This is a genomic window from Streptomyces sp. NPDC027962, assembly GCF_055566095.1.
The window spans coordinates 45,220-67,408 of the sequence record NZ_JBVHTA010000013.1; the positions used below are offsets into that span (position 1 = coordinate 45,220).

The following is a 22,189-nucleotide window of genomic DNA, read 5'->3' on the forward strand; positions in this document are numbered from 1 at the left end:
AATACCCCGGGGTAGGGGATGTTCTGCGCAGATCCCCACGGACCGCAGGGCGCATGGACGACCGGGCCGACACGGCCGGTTAGAGTGACGGGAACGAGGTGACGAACGCGCCTGCCCCGAAGGGTGATCCGTCGGCGGTACGTGTCGAGCAACGGGGGATGGGATGAGCACGGAGGCGCAGCGCCCTTCCGGCCCGCCCCGCTCCCGCATCACCGACGCGATCCTGTCTCCGCCCCCGGCGGGCACGCTTCCGCCCGAGCGCCCCACTTCGCCTCCGCCGCCCCGCGGCGCGGAGAACCCTGCGGGCGCGCTGACGCCTGCTGACGCCGCGGCGCAGTGCACCGACGGTACGCCTCCTGGGGCGGCGCGGCCGGCCGGTCCCGCTCAGGGGGCTGCTGCGGCTCCGCAAGCCGCGGATGCGTCGATGGCAGCCGCGTCCGGGACGCACGCGCCCGCGCCGCCCATGTCGCCTCCCCGTCCGCGTGCCGCGGACGGCTTCGCCGGTGTGCCCGCAGCCCGTGGCACCGACGCCGGTGGCTCCACCGGCACGCCCTCGTCCGGTGGCACCGACGCGGGGGGGCGCACCGGCGGTGCGCACGCCTCGGGCCGACCCGCGGCGGCTCGGCCTGCCGGCTCCGTGCCCGGCGCCGCCGCTTCCGGGAGCCTCCCGTCCGAGCGCCCCGCCTCGCCTCCCCGGCCGCGTGACGGCCAGGGCCCTGCCGGTCCCCCGGGCGCGACCGGCCCCACCGCCGGGCTCGGCGGTACTCGGACACCTGACGCGGAGACCGCGGCACCGGCGGCCCCCGGTGGCGCCATCCCGGACGTCGAGACCACCACCCGGCTGCGGCCGATCGCCGCCCCGCCGCGGACCCCGCAACCGCCGCGACCCGCCCGGCCGCCGCGGCCCGTCGGGAGCGTCGACATGACCCCGCGGCCCGGTGCGCCGCGGCCGCCCGCGCAGATGTGGATTCCGCCGGAGACCCCGGCCGAGCTGACCACCCGGCTGCGCCCCGTACCCGCCCGGCACCCGGCACGCACGGTCGGCGCCATTGCCGCCGTCGTGCTCGGGCTCGGGCTCATCGGCGGCGCGGTCACCGGGACATGGCTGACCGGTGACTCCAGCGCCGACACAGCCGACAGCACCACGTACGCCGAGGTGCGCACGGTGTGGCACAGCATCCCGGTGGACACCCTGTTCCCCCGCACCCTCAAGGGGGACGGTGCCGGTCCCGGCGGTGCCGACCGGGTCTGGACACGGATCGCGGTCGCTCCCGACAGCGGCTGCGCCACCGCGTTCGACCCGCTGCTCGCCAGGGCGCTGGAGCCGGTCGGCTGCACCCGCGTGCTCCGCGCCACGTACACCGACGCGACCGCGAGCAGTGTCACCACCGTCGGCCTCGTCTTCACCGAGGCGGACCAGAAGGGGATGCTCGCGCTGCACAACCGCTTCACCACGGAGTCGCTCGGCGAGCGCACGGACCTGATGCCGCGCGCATTCGCGGCCAAGGGCACCGTCGCCGCCGGATTCGGCAGCGAGCAGCGCGCCAGCTGGACGATCAAGGTCGTGACCGAGGCCCCGGTCGTCGTCTTCGCCGTCTCCGGCTTCGCCGACGGCCGCACCGTCGCCGACCCGCAGCCCGCCGACGAGGCCGAAATCAAGGGCGCGACGAGCGCCCCGGCCCAGGCCGGGCTTGGCCATGAGGCCGGCGGAATCGCTGAACGCATCGAGCAGGGCCTGCGCAGCGCCGTCGGCTCTGAGGGCACGGAGAAGTCCGGATGAGACGCCACGGCCGCCGTCTGGTCGCCACCCTCGCAGCCGCAGCTTTCGCGCTGCTGCCCGCCACCCCCGCCCATGCCGATGCGATACGGGCCCAGCAGTGGGGCCTGGACGCCATGCACACGGAGCAGGCCTGGCAGACCACCAAGGGCGAGGGCGTCACCGTCGCCGTGCTCGACACGGGTGTCGACGACCAGCACCCCGATCTCGAGGGCTCCGTCCTGCCCGGCAAGGACTTCATCGGCTTCGGAGCGGAACGCGGTGACGAGCACTGGGCACGGCACGGCACGGCGATGGCCGGCATCGTCGCGGCGCACGGTCACGGCCCCGGCGGGGACTCCGGCGTCATCGGCATCGCGCCCGAGGCGAAGATCCTCCCCGTGCGGGTCATCCTCGAGGGCAAGGACAAGGCCCGTGACAAGGCGCGCAAGACCCGTGGCACCGCCCTCGCCCGGGGCATCCGCTGGGCTGCCGACCAGGGCGCCGACGTCATCAACCTCTCGCTCGGCGACGACAGCGAGTCGGCCCACCCCGAGGCGGGCGAGGACGCGGCCGTCCAGTACGCCCTCTCCAAGGGCTCCGTCGTCGTCGCCTCTGCGGGCAACGGCGGGGAGAAGGGCGACCGCATCTCGTACCCCGCCGCGTATCCCGGCGTCATCGCGGTGACGGCCGTCGACCGCTGGGGCACCCACGCGTCGTTCTCCACCCGACGCTGGTACGCCACGGTCAGTGCCCCCGGCGTCAACATCGTCATCGCCGACCCCGACCGCCGCTACTACGACGGCTGGGGCACCAGCGCCGCGGCCGCCTTCGTCTCGGGCGCGGTCGCCCTGGTGCGTTCCGCCCACCCCGGCCTGACCCCCGCCCAGATCAAGAAGCTCCTGATGGACACGGCCCGCGACGCGCCCAAGGGCGGCCGTGACGACTCCAAGGGCTACGGTCTTGTCGACCCGGCCGCCGCGCTGACCGCGGGATCCGAACTGACTCCCGGCGATCCGAAGGCGGCCACGGCGGGCTACCGCAAGGAGTTCTTCGGACCCGGCCCGAAGCCCGCCGACGAGGCCGGCGGCCCGAGCGGCTGGCTCGCCGCGGCCGCGGGCGGCGTCGGAGCGCTGCTGCTCGCGGTTGCCGTGGGCCTCTGGCGCGGCGGCCGTACGCGCCACGGCTGACCCTGCTCCAAGACCGGGCGCACCGCTCGGCCGCTCCCCGCGTACGCCCGCACCGCCGGTCCCCGCGTACGCCCGGCGCCCGACCACCGCTTACGTCCGGCGCACGGAGCGGTGCGAACAGAACGTTAGGCTCTTCGCGTGGCGCTCAAGAACATTCCCGACTCCGGTTTCTCCGACGACGACGGCACCGCCGACCCGGCCCTCGAGGCGGCACTCGCCGCCTGGTCCGAGGACAGCACCGCCGAGCAGCCGGTTCTCGAGGCGCTTCGGGGCGCCCGGCTCCTGGTCCCCGTCGTCGCCGTCCTCGGCGAGGTCGAGGAGGACGAGGAGACCGGCCTGCGGCGCGAGAAGACCAGCGACATGGCCGTGCCGACGCTGGCGGCCGGCTCGCGCCGCGCCCTGCCCGCTTTCACCTCGATCGCGTCGCTCGCCCGCTGGAACCCCGAGGCACGCCCCGTCGCCGTGCCTCTGCACCAGGCCCTGCAGGCCGCAGCCCATGAGAAGGCCGACACGGTCGTGATCGATCTGGCCGGGCCCGTCCCCTACCAGCTGACCGGCCCCGCGCTGCTCGCTCTCGCCGAGGGCCGCACCAGCACCGACCCGCTCGCCGACCCCGCGGTGACCGAGGCGGTGCGTGCCGTGGTCGCCGCGGAGCCCGCGGTGCTGCGGGCCCACCTCGGTGCGGGCCGGGACTCGGACGGCACGCTCGCGCTGGTGCTCGCCGCGGACGAGGCCCCGTCGGGGGCCGGCCGCCGGGTCGCGCAGGCCCTGGCGGCCGACGACGTACTGAGGGCCCGCCTGGTGCGGGGTCTCGACCTGGCATTCCTGCCGGCCGGGACCACGCCTCCCGGCGAGCCCCTTCACGTCAAGGCAACCGACTGAGGCCGGATCAGTGGATCAGCCGTAGACCGGGCCGGTGTACTTCTCGCCGGGGCCCTGGCCCGGGTCGTCCGGCACCAGCGACGCCTCACGGAACGCCAGCTGCAGCGACTTCAGACCGTCGCGCAGGGGCGCCGCGTGGAACGAGCTGATCTCGGTCGTGCTCGCGTCCAGCAGCCCGGCGAGGGCGTGGACCAGCTTGCGGGCCTCGTCCAGGTCCTTGTGGTCCTCGGCGTCCTCGGTGAGGCCGAGCTTGACGGCGGCCGCGCTCATCAGGTTCACCGCGACCGTGACGATCACCTCGACGGCGGGGACCTCCGCGATGTCGCGGGTCATGGCGTCGAAGTCGGGCGATCCGCTGTCGGGGGAGTCGCCGGGGGAGCTGGGGGTGGTCGCGTCACTCATGACGCACACGATATGGCCCCGCCGCTCCCGCACCCTCCCCGGCCGCCGGTTAGCCCCGGCCCCCGGGAGCTGCTAACCTTGTGTGACGACCGGCTGTTCACCTACGTGCTCAGCCCACAAGTGGAGGCTCCGATCTCCCACCTGGCCGCCTCGACGGGCGGCGGGTCACCGGTCAGGCGGCGCCCATCGTTCCGTACGGACGATGGAGGTCGCCCGATGCGCGCCCCGCGGTTGACCGCGGCGGTGCTCCGGTTTCGAGGAGCTGCCGCCTGTGTCCCGTCGGGGCCTTTTTGACGTCTCCGTGCGGTTGGTCTGAGGAAACAGACGTATGCGCGGCTGTCTGCCAGACATCCGTGTGGTGCTACTTAGGAGGATCCATCAGCGCCGAGCCCCGCATCAACGACCGGATTCGCGTTCCCGAAGTGCGACTTGTCGGTCCCAGCGGCGAGCAGGTCGGGATTGTTCCGCTTGCCAAGGCCCTTGAGCTTGCTCAGGAGTACGACCTCGACCTCGTCGAGGTGGCGGCGAACGCCCGTCCGCCCGTGTGCAAGCTCATGGACTACGGGAAGTTCAAGTACGAGTCGGCCATGAAGGCCCGTGAGGCGCGCAAGAACCAGGCGCACACGGTCATCAAGGAGATGAAGCTCCGGCCGAAGATCGACCCGCACGACTACGACACCAAGAAGGGTCACGTCGTCCGGTTCCTCAAGCAGGGTGACAAGGTCAAGATCACGATCATGTTCCGTGGTCGTGAGCAGTCCCGCCCCGAGCTTGGCTTCCGTCTGCTGCAGCGTCTCGCCGCAGACGTAGAGGACCTCGGCTTCATCGAGTCGAACCCGAAGCAGGACGGCCGGAACATGATCATGGTTCTTGGTCCGCACAAGAAGAAGACCGAGGCGATGGCCGAGGCCCGTGAGGCCCAGGCCGCACGCAAGGCGGAACGCCAGGGCCCGCAGGATCAGGACCAGGGCTCCGACACTCCGGCCGACACATCCTCCGAGGCGTGACCCAAGGGGGCTGCCGGCCAGGCGGCCCCGGGTCCGGCCCGGAACCCATAACCAAGATCTGACGCTCCCGCAGTCCGGTGTCCGCACCGGGGGAGCGCCACTGACGAGGAGATAACGGCGCGATGCCGAAGAACAAGACGCACAGCGGTGCCAAGAAGCGCTTCAAGATCACCGGCTCCGGCAAGGTGCTCCGTGAGCGTGCCGGCAAGCGCCACCTGCTCGAGCACAAGCCGTCCAAGCTGACGCGCCGCCTGACCGGCAACGCCGAGATGGCCCCGGGCGACTCGAAGACCATCAAGAAGCTTCTCGGCAAGTGACGTGCGTGTCCTCCTGACGGGGGACACACGCCGAGACCGGGACCAATTCGTTTCCGGGCCGTGTGAGTGCAACCACGGCCCCGCTACAAGGAGTTAACAAGTGGCACGCGTCAAGCGGGCAGTCAACGCCCACAAGAAGCGCCGGGCGATCCTCGAGCAGGCCAGCGGTTACCGCGGTCAGCGTTCGCGCCTGTACCGCAAGGCCAAGGAGCAGGTCACCCACTCCCTGGTCTACAACTACAACGACCGCAAGAAGCGCAAGGGCGACTTCCGTCAGCTGTGGATCCAGCGCATCAACGCCGCTGCCCGCCAGAACGGCATGACGTACAACCGCCTCATCCAGGGTCTGAAGGCCGCCAACATCGAGGTGGACCGCAAGATCCTGGCCGAGCTCGCCGTGAACGACGCCAACGCGTTCGCCGCGCTCGTCGAGGTCGCGCAGAAGGCGCTCCCGAGCGACGTCAACGCGCCCAAGGCTGCCTGACGCCTGCGTCGAGCCGACCGGACCCGCAGGCCGTTTCGGCCTGCGGGTCCGGTGCGTTCGGTGGATTCCGGGGGTTCCGCCCCTCGGGCCCCCGAGGCCTCCGGGTAGGGCCCCGCGGCCCGGTTCGCGGGGACGACGACCGTCGGCGGGCCGCCGGGCAGACCGTCCTGGCCGGCCGGTCCCGGCTCCGACCCGTAGCAAGCCCGGCCCCCCGGGCGCTTGCCGACAGGCCGGACAGGCCGGACAGGCCGGACAGGTCGGACAGGCCGCCGGCCCGCCCACGCCCGGCGCGGGCCGCAAGCGCCCACCGGCACGGATCGGAACGCCCGCGCCGGCCCGACCGCCATCCGGAACCCCAGTGAGAGAGACGACGAACAGCATGCCGACCCCCGAGCTGATCTCGCCCCGTTCGCCGCGTGTCGCCGCCGCGCGGCGGCTCGCCAAGCGGAACTTCCGGGGGAAGGACCGCCTGTTCATCGCCGAGGGGCCGCAGGCCGTGCGGGAGGCCGTCGCGCACCGGGGGCCCGGCGGGGAGTCGACCCTGGTCGAGTTGTTCACCACCGTCGAGGCCGCCGAGCGCCACGCCGACATCGTCGATGCCGCCCGTGCCGCCGGAGCCCGCGTCCACCACGCCGCCGACACCGTGCTCGCGGAGGTCTCCCAGACCGTCACCCCGCAGGGACTCGTCGGCGTCTGCCGGTTCCTCGACTCGCCGTTCGAGGAGATCCTGGCCGCCCGGCCCAGGCTCGTCGCCGTACTCGCCCACGTACGCGACCCCGGAAACGCCGGCACCGTGCTGCGCTGCGCCGACGCAGCCGGAGCGGACGCCGTGATCCTCACCGACGCGTCCGTCGACCTCTACAACCCCAAGTCCGTCCGCGCGTCCGTCGGTTCGCACTTCCACCTGCCGGTCGCCGTCGGCGTGCCCGTCGAGCAGGCCGTCCAGGGGCTGCGGGACGCGGGCGTGCGCGTCCTCGCCGCCGACGGGGCGGGCGAGGACGACCTCGACGACGAGCTCGACGCCGGAACCATGGGCGGTCCCACCGCCTGGATCTTCGGCAACGAGGCATGGGGCCTGCCGGAGGAGACCCGTGCGCTCGCCGATGCCGTCGTACGCGTTCCGATCCACGGGAAGGCAGAAAGCCTGAACCTCGCGACCGCCGCGGCCGTATGTCTCTACGCCTCTGCGCGCGCCCAGCGCTCACGGGCCAAGGCCACCCCGGCCACCTGAGGACCACTCGCTCAGGGGGTCGGCGACGTCACTTTGAGCTAGTAGGGTGACGCACTCGGGGGCCCACTGCGTCGGCGGAAGGTGGGGTACGGGGATGACGGTCGGGACCAGCAGGCCGACACAGGCACAGGAGAGCTTCCTGGGCCGCTCCGGCAGCCCCGAGGAGCCCGGCTTCGACCCCGACGACCTCCCCGACGGCCTGGTCGTTGCCGACGAGAACGGCCGTGTCGTCTGCTTCAACCAGGCCGCCGTACGCATCACCGCCGTCGCCAGGGCCGATGCGATCGGACGGCGCCTGGAGCGCGTGCTGCCGCTCGAGGACCTCAAGGGCCGCCGCTGGTGGACCCTCACCGACCCCTACGGCGGGCTCGCCACCCGGGTCGGCCAGCCCGAGCGCAATCTGCTGCTGCCCGGTGGCCGTGAGGTCCTCGTCTCCGCCCGCTACGTCCGCGACGTGCCCACCGGGCCGCTGCGCCGGCTCGTCGTCAGCCTGCGAGGCACCGAGGCCCGGCGTCGTACCGAACGCAGCCACGCGGAACTGATCGCGACCGTCGCTCACGAGCTGCGCTCCCCGCTGACCTCCGTCAAGGGCTTCACGGCGACGCTGCTCGCCAAATGGGAGAGGTTCACCGACGACCAGAAGCGGCTGATGCTGGAGACCGTCGACGCCGACGCCAACCGGGTCACGCGCCTCATCGCCGAGCTCCTGGACATCTCCCGTATCGACTCGGGACGGCTCGAGGTGCGACGCCAGCCCGTCGACCTCAAGGCCGCCGTGCGCCGACACGTCGAGGCCCACGTGGCGGCGGGGCAGGCCCCGGACCGCTTCCGTGTCCACGTCAGCGGGCCGCTGCCCGACCTGTGGGCCGATCCTGACAAGATCGACCAGGTGCTGGGCAACCTGCTGGAAAACGCGGTGCGGCACGGAGAGGGAACTGTCACCATCGACATAGCGCCTTCGTCCCCGCCGCGTGAGCGGAGCGTTGCCGGCACCGCCGTCACCGTCAGCGACGAGGGCCCCGGCATTCCGGAGGAGTCGATGGGACGGGTCTTCACCCGCTTCTGGCGGGGGAGCAAGCGGGGCGGCACCGGCCTCGGCCTCTACATCGTCAAGGGCATCGTCGAGGCGCACGGCGGGACGATCATCGTCGGCCGGGGACCCGGCGGCGGTGCCGAGTTCCGATTTATCCTGCCCGTCGGCGCCCCGGCGTATCTCCAGTAGCGGTCCGTCCCGGACCGCGCAGGGACCGCCCGAGCAGCCCGCGGGCTCATTCGCCGCTCCACACCCCGTTAGACTCGACTTTTGGCACCTTTGCGTCCTCGGTCGTCCTTGGTCGACGTGCGGGGTCCCCAGCCAGCCCATCGGAAGTACGGGAAGAGATGTCCGCACCCAATAAGTCGTACGACCCTGTTGAGGTCGAGGCACTGAAACCGGATGAGATCGAGCGCATGCGGGACGAGGCGCTCGCCGCCTTCGCCGCCGCAGACTCCCTCGAGGCGCTCGCCCACGCGAAGTCCGCGCACACCTCCGGCACCTCGCCGCTCTCTCTCGCCAACCGCGAGATCGGCGCACTGCCGCCGCAGGCCAAGGCCGAGGCCGGCAAGCGCGTGGGCCAGGCCCGCGCCGCCGTCGGCAGGGCGCTCGCCGCCCGCCAGGCCGAACTCGAGGCAGAGCGTGACGCCCGGGTGCTCGTGGAGGAGTCGGTCGACGTCACGCTGCCCTACGACCGCGTGCCGGCCGGTGCCCGCCACCCGCTGACCACGATGATGGAGCGGGTCGCCGACATCTTCGTGTCGATGGGGTACGAGATCGCGGAAGGCCCCGAGGTCGAGGCGGAGTGGTTCAACTTCGACGCCCTCAACTTCACGCCCGACCACCCGGCCCGGCAGATGCAGGACACCTTCTTCGTCCAGGCGCCCGGCGACGCCTCCCGGGCCGGGGGCTCCGGCGAGGAGTCCGGTGTGGTGCTGCGCACCCACACGTCCCCGGTGCAGGCCCGCTCCCTGCTCCGCCGTGAGCCGCCCGTCTACGTGGTGTGCCCCGGCCGGGTGTTCCGTACGGACGAGCTGGACGCCACGCACACCCCCGTCTTCCATCAGATCGAGCTGCTCGCGGTCGACGAGGGTCTGACCATGGCCGATCTCAAGGGCACCCTCGACCACATGGTCCAGGCGCTCTTCGGCGCGGACATGAAGACCAGGCTCCGGCCGAACTTCTTCCCGTTCACCGAACCGTCCGCCGAGATGGACATGCTCTGCTACGTCTGTCGCGGCGAGTCCGTGGGCAACGCGGACCGGCCCTGCCGGACCTGCTCCAGCGAGGGCTGGATCGAGCTCGGCGGCTGCGGCATGGTCAACCCGAAGGTGCTGACCGCCTGCGGCGTCGACCCCAGTAAGTACAGCGGATTCGCCTTCGGGTTCGGCATCGAGCGGATGCTGATGTTCCGCCACAACGTCGAAGACATGCGAGACATGGTCGAGGGTGACGTCCGGTTCACCCGGCCGTTCGGGATGGAGATCTGATGCGGGTCCCGCTTTCTTGGCTGCGGGAGTACGTCGACCTGCCAGCGACCGAGACCGGCCGTGACGTCCAGGCCAAGCTCATCGCCGCCGGGCTCGAGGTCGAGACCGTCGAGCACCTCGGCGCCGGGCTCAAGGGCCCCCTCGTCGTCGGCCAGGTCCTCACCATCGAGGAGCTGACGGAGTTCAAGAAGCCCATCCGCTTCTGCACCGTCGATGTCGGCCGGGCCAACAGCACCGGCGAGCCGCAGGAGATCGTCTGCGGCGCCCGCAACTTCTCCGTCGGCGACAAGGTCGTCGTGGTCCTCCCCGGCGCCGTGCTGCCCGGCGACTTCGCGATCGCCGCCCGCACGACGTACGGCAGGACGTCCCACGGCATGATCTGCTCCGGCGACGAGCTCGGCATGGGCGACGACGGGAGCGGCGGCATCATCGTGCTGCCGCCCGAGCACGAGGTCGGCACCGACGCCATCGAGCTCCTCGAGCTCGTCGACGAGGTGCTCGACATCGCCGTCACGCCCGACCGCGGCTACGCCCTCTCGATGCGCGGCGTCGCCCGAGAGACCGCCACCGCCTACGGCCTGCCGCTGCGGGACCCGGCGCTGCTCGACGTCCCCGGCGCCAACTCGTACGGTTACCCCGTCAAGGTCTCCGACCCGATCGGCTGCGACCGCTTCACCGCGCGCACCGTCGTCGGTCTCGAGCCCGAGGCCCGCTCCCCGATCTGGCTGCAGCGCCGCCTGCAGAAGGCCGGGATGCGCCCGATCTCGCTCGCCGTCGACATCACCAACTACGTGATGCTCGAGCTCGGCCAGCCGCTGCACGCCTACGACCGCTCCCGCCTCGACGGGCCGATCGGAGTGCGGCGCGCGGAGCCGGGGGAGAAGCTCACCACCCTCGACGGCACCGAGCGCGTCCTCGACGCCGAGGACCTCGTCATCACCGACAACCGCGGGCCCATCGGCATCGCGGGCGTCATGGGCGGCGCGAACACCGAGATCGCCGACGCCACCCCCGACCCGGAAACCGGCCGGATCGCAGGCACCACCGAGGTCGTCATCGAGGCCGCGCATTTCGACCCGATCTCGATCGCCCGCAGCGCGCGCCGCCACAAGCTGGTCTCCGAGGCGTCCAAGCGCTTCGAGCGCGGCGTCGACCCGCAGGCCGCCGCTGCCGCCGCGCAGCGCACCGTCGACCTGCTGGTGCTGCTCGCCGGCGGTACGGCGGAGGGCGGGGTCACCGAGGTCGTCGCGCCCCGCGCCCCCCGGACGATCACCATGCCGGCGGACCACCCCGACCGCGTCGCGGGTGTCGCCTACGGCCGCGAGACCGTCGTGCGACGGCTCCAGGAGGTCGGCTGCGACGTCGTCGGCCAGGACGAGCTCGTCGTCACCGTCCCGTCGTGGCGGCCCGACCTCGCGGAGCCGAACGACCTCGCGGAAGAGGTCATCCGGCTCGAGGGCTACGAGAACCTCCCCTCGACGCTTCCCACGCCGCCGTCCGGCCGCGGCCTCACCGCACGCCAGCGGCTGCATCGCCGCGTCGGCCGCGCGCTGGCCGGCGCCGGCTACGTCGAGGCGCCGAACTACCCCTTCATCGGCGAGCAGGTCCTCGACCAGCTCGGCCTGGAGGCGGACGACGACCGCCGTCGTCTGGTCAAGCTCGTCAACCCGCTCTCCGACGAGGAGCCCGCGCTGCGCACCACGCTGCTGCCCGGCCTCCTCGGCGCCCTGCGGCGCAACGACGGGCGCGGCAGCCACGACCTGGCGCTCTTCGAGACCGGTCTCGTCTTCCGGCCCACCGGCGAGGAGGGGCGCGCCGTGCGCCTGCCCGTCGACCGCCGTCCCACCGACGAGGAGATCGCCGGACTCGACGCCGCGCTGCCGCGTCAGCCGCACCGCGCCGCGGTCGTCCTCGCGGGCGCCCGTGAACTCGGTGGCTGGTGGGGCGAGGGCCGTCCGGCCGGCTGGGCCGACGCGGTCGAGGCCGGCCGGCTGCTCGGCCGCGAGGCCGGCGTCGAACTGACCGTCCGCGCCGATCAGCACGCGCCCTGGCACCCCGGCCGCTGCGCCGCGTTCTACGCGACGGTCGACGGCGAGGAGACGCTTGTCGGTCACGCCGGTGAGCTGCACCCGCGGGTCGTCAAGGCGCTGCACCTGCCGGACCGCACCTGCGCGATGGAGATCGAACTCGACGTCCTGGAGCGGGCGGCCGAAGGTGCCGTCCAGGCACCGCGGATCTCGACCTTCCCGGTGGCGACGCAGGACGTCGCGCTCGTCGTCGCGGACGACGTGGCCGCTGCCGACGTGGAGACCGCCCTGCGCGAGGGCGCGGGCGAACTGCTGGAGTCCCTCCGGCTGTTCGACGTCTTCACCGGTGAGCAGATCGGCGAGGGCAGCAAGTCCCTGGCGTACGCGCTGCGCTTCCGCGCGCCGGACCGGACGCTGACGGTCGATGAGGCGACGGCCGCGCGGGACGCGGCGGTGGCGCTGGCGGCGGAGCGGCACGGCGCGGTGTTGCGGGGCGCCTGACGTCCGCTGTGTGGGGCGCACCCCGGCTTCGGCCGGGGCGCGCCCCACATGCATGTCCGGCCGTGGACCGGGCGCTGCTCCCGCACCCCGACGGAACGTCGGACGCCCGTGGCGCGTCCGGGACACTTCTCCGGCCTCGTGCTCGGAGCTGTCAGATCGCGTCCGTACACGCGGAGTTGCCGCGGCGCACCTCAGGGCCGGATCGTCGACGACATGGAGCAGCCCGTGCTGCGCGACGACCGCGCACGGGTACGGCGCAGTCCGGGGAAGCCGGTCTGCGCCGTACCCGAACGCAACCCTCCAATCGATCGTCCGGGTGGCTCTGTTCACGAGGAACTCGTGAACAGAGCCACCCGGAGTGACTTCCGCGGCCATGCGGCATCCGGCAGGGGTGGGACCGCCGTCGGCCGGCGCCGCCCGTCCTGCCGCGGAGTGTCGGGCAGATCAGCAGGACGGACGACGCGAGATGGGGCCGCCGCACTGTACGAGGGGGAGCCGGCGGCCCGGCCGCCTCTGTGAGAGGCGCTTCAGTCAACAGCGACGCCGCGCACGGCGGGAGAGGACGCAAGGCACAGAAGAGCGCACTTGTTTCACACCCCGTGCGAATCGGCCTCTACTACGCTGAGCTGACCGAGTCATCGTAAGGGGGCCCATGCAGCCCAACACCCTGCTCGACGCCCTGGTCGACGAGGCGGGCATCTCCCACGCCGGCCTCGCCGTGCGCGTCAACGACGCGGGCCGGGCGAGAGGGCTCTCGCTGCGTTACGAACACACCGCCGTGGGACGGTGGTTGAAAGGGCAGCGGCCGCGCGGCCAGGTCCCCGACCTGATCTGCGAGGTGCTGGCGGGCCGGCTGCACCGTGTGATCACACTCGACGACATCGGTCTCGGCGTGCCGCAGCGCGCCGCGCCGCAGGGTTCGTCGCTGTCGGGGTTCGTCGACCGCGCCACCGCCCTGTGGCGTTTCGACGAGCAGCAGCGGCCGCGCACCATCACGGTTCCCGCGGTCACGGGCACGCCCGCCGTGATGCCGGTGTGGGAGTGGGAGAACCCGCCGGAGGACGCGGACGTCTCCCGCAGCGGCCGGACGAGCGTCAGCATGGCCGACGTAGAGATGCTGCGGGCCGCCCGCGCGCACTACGAGCTGATGTACCGCAGGGCGGGCGGCATCGCGACCCGTTCGCGCATCGTCGGCTTCCTCCACGCGGAGACGGCGCCGCTGCTGCGCGGCTCGTACGACGACGAGCTGGGCCGCCAACTGCACCGCGCCGCCGGAGGGCTTGTGTCGGTGGCCGGCATCTGCGCCTACGATTCCGACGCGCACGGCCTGGCCCAGCGCTATCTCCACCAGGCGTTGCGGCTGGCCAAGGCGAGCGGTGACCGGGGGCTGGGCGCCTACGTGATCGCGCTGCTGGTCAACCAGTCGCTGTTCATGTCGGAGCACCGGCAGGCGGTCGCCTTCGCGGAGACGGCGCTGCGGTCCGCCGGCCGGCAGCTCACCCCGGCGCTCGCCGCCGACCTGTACGCGATGCAGGCCAAGGCGTACGCACATCTCGGCGACGGCCCGAGCGCGTTCACCTGCATCCGGCGCGCCGAGTCGGAGGCGGAGCGGATCAGCCCGGGGAGCGAGCCGGACGAGACCGGCTACGTCCAGCCCGGGCTGGTCAACGTTCAGGTCGCGGAGGCGCTGCTCCGTCTCGGTGACCTCGGGGCGGCCAGGGAGCACGCGGCCGCCGCCGTCGGCACACCGGCGCACGACCGCGGCCGGGTCCACCGGCTCGCCATGCTCACCCAGATCGAGCTGCGGCAGGGCGAAGCGGACCGGGCGGCGAGAACGGCGGCGGAGATGGTGGAGCGGGCCAGGGGGATGGAATCGCAGCGTCTGCGGGACCGGCTGCGGGCTGTGCGCCGGCACCTGGCGGCGAGCGGCTGCGCGGACGCCGACGAGGCGGCCGGACTCATCGACGGGGCACTGCGCGTTCCCCTCTGACCGAGCTCCTGCTGCCATGTTGCCATCGACTTGTCGGAAGGTGGCAGAAACGTGCAGTGGACGAACTTAAGCGAACAAACCATCTATGAGAACCGCTGGTTCAGAGTCAACCTCGCGGATGTCGAGCTGCCCGACGGTCGGCATCTGGACCACTTCCTCATCCGGCTGCGGCCGGTGGCCGTCGCGACCGCGGTCAACGACGCCAACGAGGTGCTCATGCTCTTCAGGCACCGTTTCATCACCGACAGCTGGGGATGGGAGCTCGCGGCGGGCGTCGTCGAGGACGGTGAGGACATCGCCGACGCGGCGGCGAGGGAGATGGAGGAGGAGACGGGCTGGCGACCCGGTCCCCTCCGGCACCTGTTGACAGTGGAGCCGTCCAACGGCCTCACCGACGCCCGCCACCATCTCTACTGGGCCGACGACGCCACGTACATCGGCCACCCCGAGGACGACTTCGAGTCGTCCCGCCGCGAGTGGATACCGCTGAAGCTGGTGCCCGACATGATCGCCCGTGGCGAGGTCCCGGCCGCCAACATGGCGGCCGGGCTGCTGATGCTGCACCACCTGCGGCTCGGCTGACCGCCGGCCGGCTCGACCGACACCCTGCGGCCCGGCGGCGGCCCGGTGTGTCAGGAGTACGGGTAGAACCCGGAGCCCGTCTTGCGGCCGAGCCGGCCCGCGTCCACCATCCGCTGCAGCAGCGGGGGAGCGGCGTACAGCGGCTCCTTGAACTCGGCGTACATGCTGTCGGCGACCGAGGCCACCGTGTCGAGGCCGATCAGGTCGGAGAGCTTCAGCGGGCCCATGGGGTGGGCGCAGCCCATCTCCATGCCGTTGTCGATGTCCTCGCGCGAGGCGATCCCGGACTCGAACATCCGGATCGCGGAGAGCAGATACGGAATGAGCAGGGCGTTCACCACGAAGCCCGAGCGGTCCTGGGCGCGGATCGGGTGCTTGTCCAGCACCTGCTGCACCACGGCCTCGGAGCGCTTGATCGTCTCCTCGGAGGTGGTCAGCGCGGGGATCAGCTCGACGAGCTTCTGCACCGGAGCCGGGTTGAAGAAGTGGATGCCGATGACCTGGTCCGGCCGCGAGGTCGCGACGGCCAGCTTGACCAGCGGGATGGAGGAGGTGTTGGAGGCGAGGATCGCGTCCTGGCGGGTCACCACCTGGTCCAGCACCTGGAAGATCTCGGTCTTGACCTGCTCGTTCTCCACGACGGCCTCGATGACGAGATCGCGGTCGGCGAACTCCCCGAGGTCGGTCGTGAAGCTCAGCCGCTCCAGGGTGGCGTCGCGCTCCTCCTCCGTGATCTTGCCGCGTTCGGCGGCCTTGGAGAGGGAGTTGTACAGCCGGGTGCGACCGATTTCCAGGGCCTCGCCCGTGGTCTCGGCCACCTTCACCTCGAGTCCGCTACGGGCGCACACCTCCGCGATGCCCGCGCCCATCTGACCGCAACCCACCACTCCGACGCGTGCAATGTCGGCCTTTGAGTCCGTCACCTCGTGCCTTTCGCTGATCCTTCGGCCGGCAGGTCCCCCGTATGGTTCCGGCGCCCGCCCGACCCCCCGACGTTACTCCGAATGCCTGGGTGCTCGAGCCCCCGGGGCGGGCATGCTCTGCGGATACGACGGCTGACACCGAGCCCGACAGGGGAGGACGTATGGGGCTTATCGGGAGAAGAGGGTTCGTGGTCACGGCGGCCGGGGCGCTCGCAGGCCTCGCGACAACCGGGGATGCGGCCGCCGCCCGCACAGCGTCCGATGCCGCCTCCCGGGGCTCGGGTGGCGGACGGGCGGCCAGGCGGGAGTTCCGCGGCATGTGGCTCGCCACCGTGGGCAACCGCGACTGGCCCTCGCGACCGGGCCTGACGGCCGCCCAGCAGCGTGCGGAGCTGCTGGCGTACCTCGACACCGCCGTGGAGCGCCGGCTGAACGCCGTGGTTTTCCAGGTCCGGCCCACGGCGGACGCCCTGTGGCCCTCGCCGCATGAGCCGTGGAGCCAGTACCTGACGGGCGTCCAGGGACAGGATCCCGGCTGGAACCCGCTCAGGACTGCGGTGCGCGAGGCCCATCGGCGCCGCTTGGAGCTGCACGCCTGGTTCAACCCCTACCGAGTGGCCAATCACACGGACCCGTCACGGCTGATCGAGACCCATCCGGCCCGGCAGCACCCGGAGTGGACCGTCGCGTACGGCGGGAAGCTCTACTACAACCCGGGCATCCCGGAGGTCCGGCGGTTCGTCCAGGACGCGATGATGGACGCCGTCGTGCGCCACGACGTCGACGCGGTCCACTTCGACGACTACTTCTACCCGTATCCCGTCGCCGACCAGGTCTTCGACGACGACGCGACCTTCGCACGGTACGGCGACGGTTTCACCGACAAGGCCGCCTGGCGCCGGGACAACATCAACCGGCTCGTGCGGGAGATGTCGGCACGCGTCAAGGCGGCGAAGAAGCACGTCCGCTTCGGGATCAGCCCCTTCGGGGTGTGGCGCAACGCCACCACGGATCCGCTCGGCTCCCGTACGGCGGCCGGCGTGCAGACCTACGACGATCTGCACGCCGACACCCGGCACTGGGTCAAGGAGGGCTGGATCGACTACATCGTCCCCCAGGTCTACTGGAACATGGGCTTCCCCGCCGCGGACTACTCGGCGCTCGTGCCCTGGTGGGCGGATGTGGCGAGCGGCACCGGCGTCGACCTCTACATCGGGGAGGCCCTGTACAAGGTGGGCGTGCCGACCCAGCCGGAGGCATGGCAGAACCCGGAGGAACTCTCCCGGCACCTCACATACGCCAAGAGGTACGCGGCGGTGCGCGGCCACTGCTTCTTCTCCGCGATGGAGGTCGTGGCGGACCCACTCGGGGCGATGACCACGGTGGTGGCGGATCACTACCCGACCAGGGTCCGGCCGCCCGCCTGACGTGCGGCCGGTGAGCTTCAGGTCTTCTCGTGGTGCCTGACGACGGTGTCGGGTCCGGGGGACATCAGTGCCTCGTGCCCGTCCTCGAAGCGGACGCGGAACGGCGGATTGCCCTCCTGGCCCAGCACCTCGACGACTTCGGCGACCTTGTCGTGCTGGCCCACGGTCCGGCCGTGCACCAGCAGCGTGTCGCCCACGTTCGCTTGCATCGGGAGTGACCTCCTCGAAGAGGCTCGGTGTGTCATTGGTCCGTTTCGGGGCTTCTGTTCGAGTCTACGACCGAGGCGGCCCGCCGCACCTTCGCCCGGTATGCCGGCATCAGGTGCGGGCGCGCTGGGTGACCGCGATGCACACCAGGACAGCGACGGCCGCCAGTGGCGCCGCGGGCGAGAGTGACTCGCCGAGGAGCAGCACGGACCACACCAGGGTGAGCAGCGGCTGGGCGAGCTGGAGCTGGCTCGCCCTGCTGATGCCGATCTCGGCCATGCCGCGGTACCAGAGGTACAGGCCGAAGAAGGTGGACCCGGCGGCCACCCACACCAGTCCGACGACGCCGTGGGCGCTGAGCCGGACCGGTTCGTACGCCAGCGCAACCGCGGAGCCCGCGAGGGCGAGCGGCAGGCAGAGGATCAGCGCCCAGCCGATGACGTGCCAGCCCGGCATGCGCCGGGCGAGCCGGCCGCCCTCCGTATAGCCCGCGGCGCACACCAGCAGCGCGCCGAACAGATACAGGTCCCCGGCGTGCAGCGCCCCGCCGCTCTGCTGCACGGTGAACGCGATCACCACGGCGGCGCCCGCGAGCGCCGCCGCCCAGAACGTACGCGACGGCCGGCCGCCGGTGCGCAGGGCCGCGAAAGCGGCGGTGGTCAAGGGCAGCAGGCCCACGACCACGGCGGCGTGCGAGGACGTGGACGTCTGCAGGGCGAGCGTTGTCAGCAGCGGGAAGCCCACGACCACACCCGCGGCGACCGTCGCGAGACCGGACCAGTGGCGGCGTTCGGGAAGCGGCACGCGCATCGCCAGCAGGAACGTGCCGGCCACCACCGCGGCGAGCGCGCTGCGCACGGAGACCAGGGACCAGGGGCCGAAGCTCTCCAACCCCCACACCGTGGAGGGAAAGGTCAGCGAGAAGGCGACGACGCCCAGTACGGCGAGGAGGGTGCCGCCGCTGACCGCTATCGTGGAGGTGGGAGTAGCGCTATCCTGTGCTGTCATGCAAGAGCGTAGCAGTGGAGCGGAATTGGCGTCCTCCTTGAAAAGGGAGCTCAACCGCTATCCGCCAGGTGGAAAGCTGCCCTCGAGTCGGGCCCTGGTCGAGTACTACCGGGTGTCCCCGGTGACCGTCTCGCGCGCGCTCGCGCAACTCGCCGCGGAAGGGCTCGTCGTCACCCGGCCCGGCGCGGGCGCCTACCGTGCCCAGCAGCGCCCCGACACCCCGCCCGCCCCGGACACCTCCTGGCAGGAGGTCTCCCTCAGCGCCGATTTCGCGACCGAGATCGTGCCGCGGGCCGTCGACGCCTCCGGGGTACTGGTCACCCTCGCCGCGCCGCCGCCCGGCGTCGTCGAGTTCAACGGCGGCTATCTGCATCCGTCCCTGCAGCCGGAGCGCGCCATGGCCGCCGCCCTCGCACGGGCCGGGCGCCGCCCCGGGGCGTGGGGCCGCCCGCCCGTCGACGGCCTGCCCGAACTGCGCGAATGGTTCGCCCGCGGCCTCGGCGGCACCGTCACCGCGGCCGACGTCCTGATCACGGCGGGAGGCCAGTCCGCACTGACCACCGCGCTGCGCGCACTCGCCCCGCCCGGCGCGCCCGTCCTCGTCGAGTCGCCGACCTACCCGGGCATGCTCGCCATCGCCCGCGCCGCGGGCCAAAGGCCCGTGCCGGTGCCCGTCGACGCGGACGGCGTACGGCCGGACCTGCTCGCCGCCGCCTTCCGGGCCACCGGCGCCCGTGTCCTCGTCTGCCAGCCCCTCTTCCAGAACCCGACGGGCGCCGTGCTCGCCCCCGGGCGCAGAACCGATGTCCTGCGCATCGCCCGCGAGGCCGGCGCCTTCGTCGTGGAGGACGACTTCGCCCGCCGGCTCGTCCACGCGGACGCGGGTACGCCGGCGCCGCCGCTCGCCGCGGACGACCCCGACGGCGTCGTCGTCCACGTCAGCTCGCTCACCAAGGCGACCTCGCCCAGCCTGCGGGTGGGGGTGCTCGCCGCCCGCGGCCCAGTCCTCGAACGACTGCGCGCCATCAACGTCGTCGACACCTTCTTCGTGCCGCGCCCCCTTCAGGAAGCTGCCCTCGAACTGGTCGGCGCACCCGCGTGGAGCCGCCATCTGCGCTCCGTGGCGGACGAACTGAAGACCCGTCGGGACACCATGACCGCGGCCCTGCGGCTCGAGCTGCCCGAACTGGCCCTGCCCCGTATCCCCTCCGGCGGCTACCACCTGTGGCTGCGGCTGCCCGACGGCGCGGAGGAGGCGACCCTCGTCGCCGCGGCCCTGCGCGCGGGCGTCGCCGTGGCCCCCGGCCGCCCCTACTTCTGCGCCGAACCGCCCGCCGGGCACATCCGGTTGAGCTTCGCGGGCGTGGCAGGCCCCGCGGAGATCGCGGAAGGCGTCCGCAGACTGCGCGTCGCCTGCGACGAGGCCCTCCACTGACGCCCCGCCTGCGACGAAGCCCTCCACTGACACGCCCCGCCTGCCGGAAAGCCCGCGGCCGCGGGCTCGGCACCGTACCCGTCACTGCCGTCCGCGACCACCTCGCCGCCCGCTCGGCGTGCGCGGGGCCCTCCTGACCACCGATGGCGGGGACTGCGTCCACAACAAGATCGGCTTCACGGTTCTCGCGAATCCCGAGGACTCGCCGGCGCTCCCCTTCCGGCAGCCCCCGTCGGCCACCCCTTGACCAGCGAGGCGTTGGCCAGCACCATCACGCCATGAGTGTCCGGGTCACATTGGTCGCCGCCGCGCGCACCTCCTCGCTGCTCACCGAGCGTTTCGACGACGACCGGCCCCTCGACCAGGCAGGCTGGCACGAGGTGCAGCTCGCCGCCCACGCCCTCGTACCGCTCAGCGCCGCCGAGCTGCGCTACTGCTCCCCGACCGCGCGCAGCCGGGCCACCGGCGACGCCCTCGGCTTCGCACCGCTGGCCCAGCCCGCGCTGCGCGACTGCGACATGGGCCGCTGGCGCGGCCTCACCCTCGCCGAGGTCACCGCCAGGGAACCCGCCGCCGTCGACGCATGGCTCGCCGATCCGCGCAGCGCGCCGCACGGCGGGGAACCGCTGCTCGCGTTCATCTCGCGCATAGGCGGCTGGCTGGACACCCGCCCCGCCGACGCCGCGGGCTCCATCGTCGCCGTGGCCGAGCCCGCCGTCGTACGGGCGGCCTTCGTGTACGCGCTGCGGGCGCATCCCTCGATGTACTGGAACGTGGACGTCCGCCCGCTGTCGACGGTGACGCTGACCGGCACACCCGGCCGCTGGAACCTCCGGCTGGAAGCGGCGGCCTGAACCCGTCCATCGGACGACGCCAGGCGCAGCCGGTCGTCGTGCACGGGGCCCTCCTCCGCCGGTTCCTCGGCGTCGGTTACGACCGGCCTCGGGGCTTGCCGCGCTTGCCTGCCTTGGGACCGCCGGACCCGCCCCGGGGATTCCGGCCGGCCGCTTTGCCCGCCGACCTGCCTGCCGCCTTGCCCGCGGCCCCCTTGCCCCCGGCCGTCTTGCCCGCGGCGGGCTTCCGCCGTGCGCCGCCCGGATCCGCGCGCTTGTCCTTCGGCTGCACAGCGGCGGTGGCCTGGGAGCGGCCCCGTGAGCTGTTGACCGTCCGTCCGCGGACGATGCCGATGAAGTCCTCCACCAGGTCGGTGGTCTCGTCCTCCGGCCAGGACAGGGCGACGCGCGACTCGGGGGCGTCGTTCACCGGACGGTAGGTGAGGTCCTTGCGGTGGTGAAGGCGCGCGAGCGACTGCGGGACCACGAGCAGGCCCACTCCCGCCGCCACCAGTTCGACGGCGTCCGCCGTCGTGGCGGGGCGCTCGTTCGCGTGCCGTCCCGGAGGGCGCTCCCAGCCGAGGGTGTCGTCGAGGGGGTGGAGCACGACGTCGTCGGCGAGATCAGCCGCGGAGACCTCGTCGACCGCCGCGACCACGTGATCCTTCGGGACCACGACGACGGTCGTCTCGGTGTAGAGGGGGATCGCGCTGAAGTCCGTACGGTCGATCGGCAGCCGCAGGAAACCCGCGTCCGCGTCGCCGCTGCGCAGCACGTCGGTGGCTTCGGCGGCGGACACCGCGACCAGCGTCAGTGGGATGTCGGGCAGGCGCTCGTTCCAGATCCGCACCCACTTGGTCGGCGTCACGCCCGGAACATAGGCCAGCCGGAACGAAGGGGGTACTTCCGAGCCTGTCACGCCGCCAGGTTACCGGTCGTGGTCGGAGGTGGCGCACACGCTCGATACCCTTGACACCATGACGTCGCACCAGACCACCCAGACAATGAAGCCCGCGACCGCGGCGAAGAAGCTGGGTGTGTACCTCGAGGCCACCCCCGCCGAGTTCCAGGAGGGCGTCGTCTCGCGCGCCGAGCTGAGTGCGCTGCAGGCCGACCCGCCCGAGTGGCTCCAGGAGCTCCGGCGCAACGGCCCGCACCCCCGGCCGGTGGTCGCGGCGAAGCTGGGCATCTCCATCTCGGGTCTCGCCCGTGGCGGAGTGACGGAGCCCCTCACCACCGGGCAGATCGAGGAGCTCAAGGCGGAGTGCCCCGGGTGGCTGCGGCAGGAGCGCGCCACTCAGGCCGAGGTCCGCAAGGAAGCGGTGCGGATCAAGGAGAAGAACGCGGCGCGAGCCGACCAGCCCGACCGGCCCCGTCCCTGACCCCGAGATCAGGATCCAGTCGCACAGGCAAAAAGCCGTACAAGCAGGAACACGAGACCCCCGCCGTCCATGTCGGACGCGG

The 22,189-nt window shown here is 72.4% G+C and carries 21 protein-coding genes; 16 read left to right on the top strand and 5 right to left on the bottom strand.

Going from position 1 to position 22,189, the window contains the following annotated elements; translation table 11 throughout:
• The first annotated feature begins 922 nt into the window (after positions 1–922).
• From ACZ4SA_RS14850 to ACZ4SA_RS14860, 3 genes are all read left to right on the top strand, one after another.
• A complete protein-coding gene (locus ACZ4SA_RS14850) occupies positions 923–1,780 on the top strand; it encodes a hypothetical protein (protein WP_468273994.1) in 858 nt (285 codons plus the stop codon).
• Complete coding sequence (gene mycP, locus ACZ4SA_RS14855; RefSeq protein WP_468273996.1) at positions 1,777–2,946, top strand: type VII secretion-associated serine protease mycosin; 1,170 nt, start codon at positions 1,777–1,779, stop codon at positions 2,944–2,946. The genes ACZ4SA_RS14850 and mycP overlap by 4 nt, the downstream gene beginning before the upstream one ends.
• A gap of 138 nt (positions 2,947–3,084) precedes the next feature.
• Positions 3,085–3,828: an SseB family protein gene (locus ACZ4SA_RS14860; protein WP_468273998.1), complete on the top strand. Its 744-nt coding sequence runs from the start codon at positions 3,085–3,087 to the stop codon at positions 3,826–3,828.
• 15 nt (positions 3,829–3,843) lie between these two features.
• Here the strand turns inward: ACZ4SA_RS14860 and ACZ4SA_RS14865 are convergent, their stop codons facing one another.
• Positions 3,844–4,230: a DUF1844 domain-containing protein gene (locus ACZ4SA_RS14865; protein ID WP_468274001.1), complete on the bottom strand. Its 387-nt coding sequence runs from the start codon at positions 4,228–4,230 to the stop codon at positions 3,844–3,846.
• A 353-nt stretch (positions 4,231–4,583) separates the two neighbouring features.
• Between ACZ4SA_RS14865 and infC the strand changes: the two genes are divergently transcribed.
• The 9 genes from infC to ACZ4SA_RS14910 all read left to right on the top strand — a co-directional run bounded on the left by infC (position 4,584) and on the right by ACZ4SA_RS14910 (position 14,892).
• The gene (gene infC / locus ACZ4SA_RS14870) at positions 4,584–5,237 is read left to right on the top strand and encodes a translation initiation factor IF-3 (protein WP_468274003.1); all 654 of its coding nucleotides are present in this window, start codon (positions 4,584–4,586) and stop codon (positions 5,235–5,237) included.
• 122 nt (positions 5,238–5,359) lie between these two features.
• Complete coding sequence (rpmI, locus tag ACZ4SA_RS14875) at positions 5,360–5,554, top strand: 50S ribosomal protein L35 (protein ID WP_005319593.1); 195 nt, start codon at positions 5,360–5,362, stop codon at positions 5,552–5,554.
• A gap of 100 nt (positions 5,555–5,654) precedes the next feature.
• The gene (gene rplT / locus ACZ4SA_RS14880) at positions 5,655–6,038 is read left to right on the top strand and encodes a 50S ribosomal protein L20 (RefSeq protein WP_018103794.1); all 384 of its coding nucleotides are present in this window, start codon (positions 5,655–5,657) and stop codon (positions 6,036–6,038) included.
• Positions 6,039–6,417: 379 nt separating this feature from the next.
• Entirely contained in the window at positions 6,418–7,269 is an 852-nt protein-coding gene (locus ACZ4SA_RS14885; protein WP_468274005.1) for a TrmH family RNA methyltransferase, read from the top strand.
• Positions 7,270–7,363: 94 nt separating this feature from the next.
• Complete coding sequence (locus ACZ4SA_RS14890) at positions 7,364–8,491, top strand: sensor histidine kinase (protein WP_468274007.1); 1,128 nt, start codon at positions 7,364–7,366, stop codon at positions 8,489–8,491.
• A gap of 158 nt (positions 8,492–8,649) precedes the next feature.
• A complete protein-coding gene (gene pheS, locus ACZ4SA_RS14895; RefSeq protein ID WP_468274009.1) occupies positions 8,650–9,792 on the top strand; it encodes a phenylalanine--tRNA ligase subunit alpha in 1,143 nt (380 codons plus the stop codon).
• Positions 9,792–12,320, top strand: a complete 2,529-nt coding sequence (pheT, locus tag ACZ4SA_RS14900) for a phenylalanine--tRNA ligase subunit beta (RefSeq protein ID WP_468274011.1) — start codon at positions 9,792–9,794, stop codon at positions 12,318–12,320. The genes pheS and pheT overlap by 1 nt, the downstream gene beginning before the upstream one ends.
• 652 nt (positions 12,321–12,972) lie before the next feature.
• Positions 12,973–14,310 carry a transcriptional regulator gene (locus ACZ4SA_RS14905; protein WP_468274014.1) on the top strand — a complete coding sequence of 446 codons (1,338 nt, stop codon included), beginning with the start codon at positions 12,973–12,975 and terminating at the stop codon, positions 14,308–14,310.
• A 51-nt stretch (positions 14,311–14,361) separates the two neighbouring features.
• A complete protein-coding gene (locus tag ACZ4SA_RS14910) occupies positions 14,362–14,892 on the top strand; it encodes an NUDIX hydrolase (RefSeq protein WP_468274016.1) in 531 nt (176 codons plus the stop codon).
• A gap of 50 nt (positions 14,893–14,942) precedes the next feature.
• On the opposite strand, the gene ACZ4SA_RS14915 is transcribed toward ACZ4SA_RS14910, so the two are convergent.
• Positions 14,943–15,815 carry a 3-hydroxybutyryl-CoA dehydrogenase gene (locus ACZ4SA_RS14915; protein ID WP_468274019.1) on the bottom strand — a complete coding sequence of 291 codons (873 nt, stop codon included), beginning with the start codon at positions 15,813–15,815 and terminating at the stop codon, positions 14,943–14,945.
• 161 nt (positions 15,816–15,976) lie between these two features.
• Here ACZ4SA_RS14915 and ACZ4SA_RS14920 point away from each other — a divergent pair, with 161 nt between their 5' ends.
• On the top strand, positions 15,977–17,242 hold the full coding sequence (locus tag ACZ4SA_RS14920) for a glycoside hydrolase family 10-like protein (protein ID WP_468274022.1): 1,266 nt from the start codon (positions 15,977–15,979) through the stop codon (positions 17,240–17,242).
• A gap of 17 nt (positions 17,243–17,259) precedes the next feature.
• On the opposite strand, the gene ACZ4SA_RS14925 is transcribed toward ACZ4SA_RS14920, so the two are convergent.
• Both ACZ4SA_RS14925 and ACZ4SA_RS14930 read right to left on the bottom strand, forming a co-directional pair.
• Positions 17,260–17,451, bottom strand: coding sequence for a DUF1918 domain-containing protein (locus ACZ4SA_RS14925; protein ID WP_468274025.1), 192 nt, complete (start codon positions 17,449–17,451; stop codon positions 17,260–17,262).
• A 109-nt stretch (positions 17,452–17,560) separates the two neighbouring features.
• Positions 17,561–18,457, bottom strand: a complete 897-nt coding sequence (locus ACZ4SA_RS14930; RefSeq protein ID WP_468274027.1) for a DMT family transporter — start codon at positions 18,455–18,457, stop codon at positions 17,561–17,563.
• Between ACZ4SA_RS14930 and ACZ4SA_RS14935 the strand changes: the two genes are divergently transcribed.
• Positions 18,456–19,892, top strand: coding sequence for an aminotransferase-like domain-containing protein (locus ACZ4SA_RS14935; protein ID WP_468274030.1), 1,437 nt, complete (start codon positions 18,456–18,458; stop codon positions 19,890–19,892). The two genes, ACZ4SA_RS14930 and ACZ4SA_RS14935, sit on opposite strands and share 2 nt — an antisense overlap.
• A 278-nt stretch (positions 19,893–20,170) precedes the next feature.
• The gene (locus tag ACZ4SA_RS14940; protein ID WP_468274032.1) at positions 20,171–20,746 is read left to right on the top strand and encodes a histidine phosphatase family protein; all 576 of its coding nucleotides are present in this window, start codon (positions 20,171–20,173) and stop codon (positions 20,744–20,746) included.
• Positions 20,747–20,822: 76 nt separating this feature from the next.
• Here ACZ4SA_RS14940 and ACZ4SA_RS14945 read toward each other — a convergent pair whose 3' ends face one another.
• Positions 20,823–21,644: a LysR substrate-binding domain-containing protein gene (locus ACZ4SA_RS14945; protein ID WP_468274035.1), complete on the bottom strand. Its 822-nt coding sequence runs from the start codon at positions 21,642–21,644 to the stop codon at positions 20,823–20,825.
• A 58-nt stretch (positions 21,645–21,702) separates the two neighbouring features.
• On the opposite strand from ACZ4SA_RS14945, the gene ACZ4SA_RS14950 reads away from it, so the two are divergent.
• A complete protein-coding gene (locus ACZ4SA_RS14950) occupies positions 21,703–22,107 on the top strand; it encodes a DUF5997 family protein (RefSeq protein ID WP_468274037.1) in 405 nt (134 codons plus the stop codon).
• Positions 22,108–22,189: the final 82 nt, after the last annotated feature.